Source organism: Arthrobacter terricola, from assembly GCF_004354015.1.
GTDB lineage: Bacteria > Actinomycetota > Actinomycetes > Actinomycetales > Micrococcaceae > Arthrobacter > Arthrobacter terricola.
The window spans coordinates 24,126-34,441 of sequence record NZ_SMRU01000039.1 but is presented as its reverse complement, the minus strand read 5'-3'; the positions used below and the strand labels follow the sequence as shown (position 1 = coordinate 34,441).

Annotated in this window: 11 protein-coding genes; 2 read left to right on the top strand and 9 right to left on the bottom strand. The window is 61.0% G+C overall.

Annotated features, from left to right (window positions below; genetic code table 11):
* Window positions 1-438: 438 nt before the first annotated feature.
* Both E1809_RS23035 and E1809_RS23030 read left to right on the top strand, forming a co-directional pair.
* Window positions 439-1,134 (top strand): DJ-1/PfpI family protein, encoded by a 696-nt coding sequence (locus E1809_RS23035; RefSeq protein ID WP_133206577.1) that lies wholly within the window; start codon window positions 439-441, stop codon window positions 1,132-1,134.
* Window positions 1,135-1,301: 167 nt separating this feature from the next.
* Window positions 1,302-1,829 (top strand): AAA family ATPase, encoded by a 528-nt coding sequence (locus E1809_RS23030; RefSeq protein ID WP_133206576.1) that lies wholly within the window; start codon window positions 1,302-1,304, stop codon window positions 1,827-1,829.
* Between the two features lie 537 nt (window positions 1,830-2,366).
* Here E1809_RS23030 and E1809_RS23025 read toward each other — a convergent pair.
* The 9 genes from E1809_RS23025 to E1809_RS22980 form a co-directional block, all read right to left on the bottom strand.
* Complete coding sequence (locus E1809_RS23025) at window positions 2,367-2,597, bottom strand: hypothetical protein (RefSeq protein WP_133206575.1); 231 nt, start codon at window positions 2,595-2,597, stop codon at window positions 2,367-2,369.
* Window positions 2,598-3,010: 413 nt separating this feature from the next.
* A complete protein-coding gene (locus E1809_RS23020; RefSeq protein WP_133206574.1) occupies window positions 3,011-3,406 on the bottom strand; it encodes a hypothetical protein in 396 nt (131 codons plus the stop codon).
* 91 nt (window positions 3,407-3,497) lie between these two features.
* Window positions 3,498-4,196, bottom strand: coding sequence for a chymotrypsin family serine protease (locus tag E1809_RS23015; protein ID WP_133206573.1), 699 nt, complete (start codon window positions 4,194-4,196; stop codon window positions 3,498-3,500).
* A 1,157-nt stretch (window positions 4,197-5,353) separates the two neighbouring features.
* Entirely contained in the window at window positions 5,354-5,704 is a 351-nt protein-coding gene (locus tag E1809_RS23005) for a hypothetical protein (protein ID WP_133206571.1), read from the bottom strand.
* 116 nt (window positions 5,705-5,820) lie between these two features.
* Window positions 5,821-6,381 (bottom strand): recombinase family protein, encoded by a 561-nt coding sequence (locus E1809_RS23000; protein WP_133206570.1) that lies wholly within the window; start codon window positions 6,379-6,381, stop codon window positions 5,821-5,823.
* Between the two features lie 111 nt (window positions 6,382-6,492).
* Window positions 6,493-6,768: a hypothetical protein gene (locus E1809_RS22995; protein ID WP_133206569.1), complete on the bottom strand. Its 276-nt coding sequence runs from the start codon at window positions 6,766-6,768 to the stop codon at window positions 6,493-6,495.
* A 44-nt stretch (window positions 6,769-6,812) separates the two neighbouring features.
* Window positions 6,813-7,709, bottom strand: coding sequence for a hypothetical protein (locus E1809_RS22990; RefSeq protein WP_133206568.1), 897 nt, complete (start codon window positions 7,707-7,709; stop codon window positions 6,813-6,815).
* Complete coding sequence (locus E1809_RS22985) at window positions 7,706-8,449, bottom strand: helix-turn-helix domain-containing protein (protein ID WP_133206567.1); 744 nt, start codon at window positions 8,447-8,449, stop codon at window positions 7,706-7,708. Before E1809_RS22985 ends, E1809_RS22990 begins: the two co-directional genes overlap by 4 nt.
* Window positions 8,449-9,285: a TIGR04255 family protein gene (locus E1809_RS22980; protein WP_235835743.1), complete on the bottom strand. Its 837-nt coding sequence runs from the start codon at window positions 9,283-9,285 to the stop codon at window positions 8,449-8,451. The genes E1809_RS22985 and E1809_RS22980 overlap by 1 nt, the downstream gene beginning before the upstream one ends.
* Window positions 9,286-10,316: the final 1,031 nt, after the last annotated feature.

The following is a 10,316-nucleotide window of genomic DNA, read 5'->3' as shown; positions in this document are numbered from 1 at the left end:
CTCGGCTTACGCTCCGGCGGTGCAGCTGATTCCAGAGCCTGCCTAACCGTCCTGCGGTGCACCCCGTGCCGGGCCGCCAGCGCACGAACCGACAAGCCCTCGACCCGGGCATCGCGTCGGATCCGCGCGAACAACTCCACCCTCGACTCCATCCAGACCAGCCTTCCGCCGCATCCATCCACTGATGAATCCAACGTTGAAGGCGGGGCCACACATAACCGTCGCAACTGCCCGGCGAGTCACAAAGTGGGGCCAGAAATAACCGTCCTACCGGGGCCATCCAAACCTGTCACAGTCATAACGGGCGGCCGGCCATATATTGCTGCGATTCACAGCGTGTCGCACCACAGACGCGGCCAATATCTCTAGCTCAACCAACGGGCAGTGCTATTCGAACGAAGATGCCGGACATCGCGCGCGCTCATATAGTCTGAAAACATGTCGTCGGGTCCGCTGAGAATCGTTGTCCTCCTTTTCCCAAGGGTCACCCAGCTGGATTTCACCGGGCCCGCCCAGGTTTTCTCCAAGTTCCCGAACTCCGAAGTTCACCTCGCCTGGCATGACTTGGAACCCGTCACCACCGACGCCGGCTGGTGCATTGTGCCCACTACGACCCTTGACGACTGCCCCCAGGCTGACGTCCTCTTTGTCCCCGGAGGCGCAGGGGCATTCGACTTGTTCGAGGACCCTAAGGCTCTGGACTTTCTCCGACTCCAGGCAAAGAAGGCCCGTTGGATCACCTCCGTTTGCACGGGATCATTCACCCTTGCTGCCGCGGGTCTCCTCACCGGCTACCGGGCCACCAGCCACTGGGCCTCCCTGCGGATGCTCGAACACTTCGGCGTCGAACCGACATCGGAAAGAGTCGTCCGAGACAGAAACCGGATTACGGGTGCCGGCGTTACCTCGGGGATTGATTTTGCCTTCACACTGGCGGCGGAACTCTTTGGTGACGACGAAGCCCGGAAGATCCAACTGGCCATCGAATACGACCCGGAGCCCCCGTTCGACCACGGCTCGCCAAACAAGGCAGACCCCGAAACGGTGAAGAACATCATCGCCGCCACCGAGAACCTCCGCATGGCTACGGTCCTAACCGCCAGTGCCCTGGCGACCGCGCAGCATTCCGCATAAACGAAGCTTTGCCGACGGACCGTCCTATGTTCCCGCCTTATGGTCTGTGACTGCTGGTCGGAACCAGCGGCTGGGGGGTGGCCGCACGTACCCCCGGGGGTCTCTAACCGTGCCCGTTAGCCGATCCTCGAACGCTCGTGGGGTGCAGTGTCTGACTACCATTCACTATGGGCAGGAGAAACTTCCTCATTGAAGGAGGTTCCGGAACCGGGAAGACCTCCGTGTGCGAGGAGCTGGCAAGGCGCGGTTACCACGTCGTTCACGGCGATCGAGAACTCGCGTACCAGGGTGATCCGGAGACCGGGGCACCGATGGAGGACGTCACTGGTCTTGCCGTTCACGATGACCACCTTTGGCGGGTCGACAAAGTGAAAGCGCTCGTCGCAGATCAGCGCCAGGCGGTGACGTTCTTCTGTGGGGGATCGCGAAAATTCGCGAAGTTTATTGACTTGTTCAACGGCGTCTTCGTGCTCGAGGTCGACACCGAAACATTGGTTCGCCGGCTCGACGACCGGCGGGAGGACGAATGGGGAGGACAGCGCCGGCAAGCGGAACTGGACCTCATACTCCGTTTGCATCGCACAAAGGCGGACATTCCGCGAGGTGGCATCGCCATCGACGCCACCGGTCCGCTCGCGCATGTTGTCGACGAGATCCTGACCCTGAGTGGAGCAGTAGGACAGTCCGCCCGTTAGCCGATCGCGTTGCGGGCGAACAGCCGTTGGGATTAGGAGTTGCTCTGTTGTTCTGCAAACCGGGCCATCACGGCCGCATCCTGCTTGTGGAAAGTACGCCAGTCTGAGCCAACGTCGATCCAATGCGCGGGTTGACCCGCTTCCGACAGCAGCTTTAAAGCGGGGTCGGCGATCGCCCAATAGGACAAGTTGAGCGTCGCTGACCAATCCGATCGGTACGAGCGAGCAGCAGCGAAGGCCGGACGGATCCGCTCGCCAAGTGGACTGGAACCACGCCAGAAGTCCATCTTCAGCTACGTGCGCGTTAGACACGTCACGGATGGCCGCATCAACCCCCCGCTCGTCGTACGGCGCTGGCACCTGGTCCGGAGTAAGGAGGTGGAACCCCGAGCGTGTTCTCGGGTCGTCTGCGTGGATGCTCGGTGAGGGCACCCTCCAACCGTACGTCGTGAGTTCCTCCGATGTGTCCGGTAAGAGATCCCGCTGCGGGCGCGGATATGCTCGGCGAGTCGGCTGTAAATCTGTCAGTTCGCGGACCTACAACCGGGACGGCCTGCCCAAGCTGATGAGCTTCCCAACGAATACGCCCTCAGTCAGCAGAAAGACGATCGTCGCGGGGACGATGACACTGAGCATGAACCCGTTGTCGGTCCGCGCCGCGACCACCATCGACCCCATTAGCGAGGTCACCACCGCCGTCAATACAGCGATGGCGTAGACGAGAACTTGTCTGGTGCGCTTGATCTTGTTCGTATCGGTGCTCCCCATACGCGCGAGTCTATGCGAAGGAAAGAGCGCGCGCGTTACGCCGATCTTGCCCGGTCACGGCGCCCGTAAGCCGATCCCTTACCGGGCATCGCTGGCCGCCCGCCGCCGGTTCAGGCGGCCAGCGTCGCCTAGATGAGACCGGCAGTGCATGCGACCAGGCCGACTGTCGCCGCGACGAGGGCCCACGAGGCGGTGCGAATTTACTCGGCCTGGCAAAGTCGGTCTTGGGGAGGCGCGCCGTATTTATCGAGCCGACCTTGCTGACCATTTGGGTGATGACACATACTTGCTGCCCGGTTATGTCGAGGGCCGTTGAGTAGGTGCCGCCGAAGTCCCGGCCCCCACCAGGCGCGCGGAACCGGGTTTCGGAGCGAGCATACCGTGAGCCCGCGGGGAGATTAGGGCCATGGAACTTACTGGCTGTTTCCGACGATACGGCGGCTGGCTATTGGGTCGTGCAGTTGCACGTAGCCAATCAGACTCACCTTCCGGGCCGTGCATGTCGTTGAGGTTGGTTTGCCCGTCACGGCGATGATGATTTCCGTGGGCGTTTCCTGCAGGTGGACCATTTCGGGGACCGTGCAGCTGACCTGTTCGGCAGAAAGGTAGATACGGTTGTTCACCGTGTCGACCTTCACGAGCTTCCACGGCACAGTGTCACCCGTCGCCGCCGGTGAGGTGTCAGGGCGGAGCTCGGGGAAGTCCGGGGTCAGGGTCTGGATGCCGGGGCTGGTCTTTACCGGAGCAGTCAGCACGGGATTGGTCGTTGCCGGGCCTGTGACGCCGCCCGTTTGTCCGGGACTGCTCATGTCCGCTCCACAAGAAAGAAGGCCGAAAAGGGCCGCCACCGTGATGACCACCGCGACGACCCCTCTCGTCACGTAAAACATGGGAAACACGTCAGGACGCCACGGAGACTGCGAAGACCTGCTGAAGATAGTTGACATCGGAGAAGAGCACTTCTTTCCCGCCGTTGGATTGGGCACTGATTGTTCCGGCCATCAGGACCCCTCCGGATGTGGGCACAACGACCGGCCCTCCGCTGTCTCCCGACTGCACGATGGGAGTTGCTGAATCTGCGATGTCCAGCCCGCAAACGTAGTAGACAACGCTTCCTTCGGAGATGTTGGCGCAAGCATTGGTGAAGCTAACTGTTCCACCGCATGCATAACCAGTAAAGGACCCATCGGTACAGACTCCGGTCCCGGGGTTGACTCCCTTGGGCACGACCGTGGCAGCCCCCGTGACATGTGCGCTGACGTAGTTGGCACCGTCGGTCCAGATGTAGGGAGCGTAGCTAGCGCCGGTCAAGAGAGCACCATCGATCCTGTTGTTGCCCCACTGAACGGAAGAAGCCGTACCCATCGATCCCGAGATGTAGATATTTGACCCGTCGAAGTAACCTTGGTTCCACGCGGTTCCTGTGGGTCCGCAGTGTCCGGCTGACATCATGTAGACCGTCGAGCTGTTCACATATGGGGCCGAAACGGTGCACTGGACGACGTAGTTGATTCCATTCTCCACCTGGGTGCTGACTATTCGGTCGCCGCCGTAGTACGGTTCGCTGTCAATGAACGGCGGGATATTGCTCGGCGTCAATGACGCAGCGAGAGTAGCAGTCGAGGAAGGAGCCGGCTTCTTCCGACTGGGCGCCACCGCATGGACAGGCACCGAAGCCGGGACAGGCGTTTTCTTCACAGCGGATTCAAAACCATCGTGCTGGAATACGGCGACGTCGGGCCCCAATCGTGCTTTCAAAGCGGCCAGCTCATTCCCGTGGATACTAGTCAGGCCGACCTGAAGCACACCGTCCTTCTCCCCCCCCACACGGAGAGCCGGTCCGCGAATCCGTCCTTGGCGGCAGCCGCGGGAACGGAGGTCCTGAAGTCACCGTGCGCCGGCACGGGCGCCGCCTGGGCGGCAGTGATGCCTACCGAGGAAGCAAGCAACAATACAAGTGCTGCCGGCAGTCCCAATGTTCTGAATTTGTGCTGAGTCACGAAATTCTCCTGCTTTCAGATGTTGGATATTCCAGATCGCGCGGCAGAGAACTCAGCTTTATCGGGTCCCCCACAACCCAAGTCGCCCGGCGCATTGGTGCGTCGGGCGACTCTGATCCGCACACTACCGACCGGCATGCGGGTTTACAATCGTTGGACAAATCATTCCTGTGACCTGTTATGGGTCTTCTTGCGCATGGAATGTCTTACCGAGCAGGAGCCCTTGTTTCAGCAACTGTTCGTGAGGTTGCCCCGGGAATGGGATGGAGCTTTTCGCCCCAGCACCCTGCAAGCCCCGCCGAGGTGCCACGCGTCAGCAGGTGAGCCCGTAAGCCGGTCGATCACCGTGCTGCGGAAGGCCGACGCCACGGTCCGCGCAGTTGCTGGCCTAGGCCAGGGACGTAAGACCCGCACGATCATATGCACGGAGACGGGGGGATTACTGCAACCATGTCCTTATGACTGGAATGAAGATCGGCTACACCCGATAGTTCGGCACGAGACGTGTCCAGCAGATGTGTGTCTCAGGGGGAACCGCAAGCGCTATGTGGCACGCCGCCCGCTAGGGGATGGGGCTGCGCATGATGCGGTCGATCTTGTGATGGGGCCGAGGACCTCGGCGGTCCCTGCCGCACCAACCACTCAAGCGCGGTCACGTCGTACTGCATTCGGCAGGTCGTCCCGGCACGTATAGGCAGAACATGCCGGGTCGTTGTGCCAGTCTGGCTGTGGTCGGGGAATGACGAGGCTCGGAAGCTAGGGCTCGATCATGAAGTTCCGCCAGTGATGCCGTTCTTCCGCGGGAAGACAGACCCCGAGGTCGCCTAGGCTTACTCTGATCGGATCCTCGTTCTCCCAGAGCGGGAGATCCCACTTGATGCCCTCCCTCAGCCTTCCGCCCCCTATCGAATAGCGCTCAGGGTCCCCCTTGTACTTTTCCAGAACTTTCGGGCGGAAGGAGACAAGGGCCATGTGGCTGGGCGCGTCAGGTGCAGCGCCGGGCTTGCCCGCCAGAAGCTCCGGATTGCAGGTGTAGCGGACGAACTTGCTCAGAGTCTCGGCGATGAATTCGGGGTACTCCTGGTAAGGCGCGCTGTCGATGTCCATGCGGTACATTCTCCGCCTCCGGTTCGCCGAAGAGCAAAGGACGCACGGCATCATTTGCCTGCCTTATTCCATCTTTGAGAGGCGCCCGTTAGCCGGTCGTCCACCGGACGTGGTCTTCAGCCCTGAGTCTTGAGGTACTGGTAGAGGGTTTCGCGGCTTATGCCGAATTCGCGGGCCAGTCCTGTTTTTTGTTCGCCGGTGGCCGCTCGTTCCCGAAGTTCCCAGGCTCGCTCGGGCGTGAGTGCTTTCCGGCGGCCGCGGTATGCTCCGCGCGCCTTGGCCAGGGTGATGCCTTCGCGCTGGCGTTCCCCGATCAGTGCCCGCTCGAATTCGCCGAAGGCTCCCATGACGGAGAGCATCAGGTTTGCGAGGGGTGAGTCTTCGCCCGTGAAGGTCAGGTTTTCCTTGAGGAACTCGATCCTTACTCCTTTCCCCGTGAGCTGCTGTACCAGGGACCGGAGATCGTCCAGGTTCCTGGCGAGCCGGTCCATACTGTGCACAACGAGCGTGTCACCGTCCCGGCTGAAACGCAGCAGCTCATCGAGCTGGGGGCGTTTGGTGTCCTTGCCCGACGCCTTGTCCGTGAAGGTCCTGTCAAGCTGGATGCCTTCGAGTTGGCGCTGGCTGTTCTGGTCCAGGCTGCTGACCCTGATGTATCCGATGCGCTGCCCGACCATGTTCCATTCCTAACGAGAGTGTCAGGTTGAAATCTAAGACCTCCGGCAATAAGTGTCAACAAATAAAAAGAACACCCTAGTCTGACACAATTGGCGGCCCGCTTCCTGACGTCAGCTTGGGGTATACCCCAACCAGACACTCGAACCGATTGCGTCCGTGGGCTGTAACGGAAACACCCGGCCTTGGCCGTGGGTTACATGCAGGAAAAGTTTCGCTTCTACGTTCGGGGCGCGTGCGGTAACGATCCGGTTCCGTCTGAAGCTCTTGGCCTCGTAGAGCGCACGGTCCGCGGCCGTGATCATCGCCGCGAGATCAGCGGTGGCGGCGGCGCTGGTGGCGATCCTGTAGCTCACCGTGGGTTTTCGGGTGCCGGTTACGTCGCGCATAGGGGCTTGTATCTTTGCCCTGCCGCAGGGGACCGAGGACCTCATTAGTCAAAGCGGCCGCGGCCGAGTGCCGGCACGTTGAGGGGGACGGAGTTCCGGTAGTCCTTGGCTTTCAGATCGTCAATGTAGCGAAAAGCAACGGAGCCTTGCTCGATCCCGGCGCTCCGAAGCGGCTTTTTCAGTGTCTTCCAGTACTCGCGTACCGGGCCCTTCCGTAGAAGATGGAGCGTGGAACCGTAGTTCACGTCGGTAATGACGACGAGGCGAACCCGTTTTGGTGCAAGGCGCGGTCCTTCGATTTCGAGCCTGAACTGTTCGACATCCTCACACCAGTCCGCAGATGCTTTTCGCGCCTTCGTGACCAGCGTGTTGAGGGAATCGACGAGGTCCTTCGACAGGTAGTCGTGCAGCGCGGGGCGCTCAAATTTTCCGGCAATCCTGGCAGCCAGATCGATTTCGTCGTCTTCGCAGGCGAAGCCCTCGATGGGGCTGGATCGCGCGAGGGAGCCTTTGCTGAGTGGAACCATGACCCGCAGGTCGACCGCCCACTGCGCTCCCGTGATGGGAGGCTTGGTCAGGTAGACGTATTCGCCGAGTTCTCCGTTACGGGCTTGTTGGATTTTTTGTGAGTCGAAGGCCGCCGTCAAGGACCGTACAGGACACACGTGGACAAAGGGGTGACGTCTTCCTGGCCCTGTCGCGGCGATGTCGCAGGTTTGCGAGACTATGGCGAAGTAGTCCGTGTCACCGATCTCGGCAGTTGCTGCAAGCAGCCCGTCGCCGTCGTCGGAGTAATCGTCGCCGGTGACCGGGTCCAAGCCACCAGCCGTCGCCAACCATGCCACGAGGTCGCCACGGATGAGATGGCCTTGACGCCAGGTGTCCAGCGCGCCGACGGTTTCCTCCGGCCAGGTCTCGGGAAGCAGGCCATCGACGGTCAACGGCGAGCACCTCGCTGGACCACGGTCACCTTCGGTTTGCCGGTATTGACGATCGGCACGTCCACGTCCGGGCTCACGCCCATGCGGCGCGAGGTTCCCATCCCCCGTTTCGCCGGTTTGGGCATGGCTACTGCGAGGTCGACGAGATCATCGAAACGGCCCTCCCGGAGCGCGGCCATCCGCTCCGGCAGCGCATGCAGCCAGGCCGCGACCGGACGGTCGATTTCCTCACGCAGATCCACCATGGCGTCGGCCAGGTTCCATAATGCTCCAACGCTTGCCGGCCGCGGTCGGGGTGCGTTCGGCTTCTTCCACGAATAGTAGGTCCTGCGCTTGATGCCGGTCGCAGCCAGCAGCTCCTCCTGTGTGACTCCGAGCTCGCTTCGCAGGCGGTCGAATACCGCCAAAGGCTCCGCCGTTTCCGGGTCGACCGATGAGGCGCGCTCCATTACAGATGTAGTCTCACCGATAGTGACCACATGGATTGGTCCAGGCATGTAGATGTTGGAGATCCACTTGCGGGCGTCGCCGGCGGTGACCACGCGAACAGTCTCATGATCGTGGATCGGATTCAATGCCTCGTCGAACCGTTGCACGGCTTCACGCAGAGTGGGAACGACCAGTGCCAAGGCGAGCGGAGTCAGGTCGACGTCGTCCTCGGACGCCCGGGGCAGGAAGCCCTGGGTCAAGTCGGGCAGCCAAGCAGTACCGGAGCCTGGGGCTACAGGAATCGCAGTCATCAGCTCGTTCCTTCTCCTTGAAGCGCTTTCAAATAGTCCACCGAGACACACGCCTGGAACAGGCTCAACGCTGTCCGGTTCAGTTTCTCCGCAGTCCCCAGGACGTCGTCGATCTTGAACAACTCGCTCGCGTTGGCAAAAACATCAAGGTCCAGCAAATAGTTGACACTCCTCGAGGCCGGATCCGGAATGGGGCCGTGTCGCAGTACCGCCCCGTGGCGGCCATCGAGGGCGAAATCCACCTGCTGCTGGGAGCTCGTGACCAATCCTCCGAAGACAGGATTGCAAAGCGGGCCCAGCAGGGATGCCTCAATTTTCCCTTCCCAGTCCTGCGGCTTCACGCACGAAGAGTCGACAAAGCGGTCCACATAGCGCAGCCCGATTCGCTGTACCAGCGACGGGAACAGGTCGGATGCGATTGCCCCCAGAAGCAGCTCGAGCGGGCGACGCATGCTGATGCTCCAGCGCTCGTAATCGGCAACTTGCCAGATCACACTGCCCGGAAAAACGGTCGCGGTGTGGTGACCCTGCGCCGAGGCGATCTGCCAGCCTTTTGTTTCCTCGCCCGACCAGGAAGCGCCTACCGCGTTCAGGTTGATTTCCATCGTGTTCTGAGCGGCCGGTTGGATGCTCGTGAAATCGACCTCCAACGATTTGGCTAGGGCGTCTCGGACGCGCTCAGCGGTCTCAACGGGCACGCTGCCGACTTCCGCTGTGAACCTGACCTCGCAGATCGCGACCTCCAAGGGGGCGTTCGCGAGCAGCGTCTTGTCGGCCGACGGGAGACCCCCTAGGGGCGCGTCGCTGACGGCGGGGGGTGCGGACGTATCAGACATCATGCCTCATCATGACATGCACTTTAGATGCACTCCCTGACATTTTCCATAGATGACTGTGATTTACGGCACCATGCGACCATGCAACATGGTGGAAGGGCTCGGTAAGCACGCCGCTGGTCACACTCCACGCCCCATCGATTCCTGGGGCGGTAGATGCAGCCGGCCGGACAGGAGACTCATTCGCACACCGCAAGAAACTGTCGCCGCCGGAGGAAGGGCGCCCGCGACGCGAACTGCCCGGCAGTGGAGATAAACCGGGGCGGTGGGTTTCGAGACGTCATGCCAAATGTGTGTGCGGCTGCGTTGAAAATCGATGAGGCCGAATGGGTGCGGTGCCGGGACCCTGGTTCTCGTTTGGGTACTGCCTTTGGGAACCCTGCCGCGGCTCCCATTGATCGTCCGCAAACCCACCACTTGGTAGGGTGGGAAATTCCCCGGAATGGCGGGGAATATAGGGCCCCTACTACTACTACTACTCTACTTAAACGACCTTAAAAGATAGATATATATAAGGGGCCCCTGTTCTCTTCCCCCTCAGCACCCCTGTCCCTTATAAGAGAGTACTTTTCCTCTTAGTAAGCACGTACCTTCCGCGGTGGTTTTGGTCGAGTGGGGATTTCGTGAAAGCAAAATCCGCGCCAGGATTGGGATCCGCGGCCGTTTTCCCGCCCCACCACCGGTCGAGTCGGCTCTGATCCCTGCATTTCCGCGGTCGAGTGTTGAGAGACGTGAGAGATCGGGAATTTGTCCTCACGTGATAACCTGAGGAACGATACCGACCTCCAGAGACGAGGGTTATCACGCGGCTCCAAAAAAGGGGCCTTTGGCATTTCTGGAGCATTCACGCGTAATGCATGCAAAGGGTCGGAAAACACTCAACACCCGTTGTCAGCAGACCCGTCAACGGGCAAAATCGGCGCATGAGATTCGAGGGAGTGCTTCCCGAGGACGCGCCCGACCCGCGCACCGAGACCGCCAGGCGCCTAAAACTGATGCCCATCCCTGTCCTCGGGCTCACGCAGCAGGCG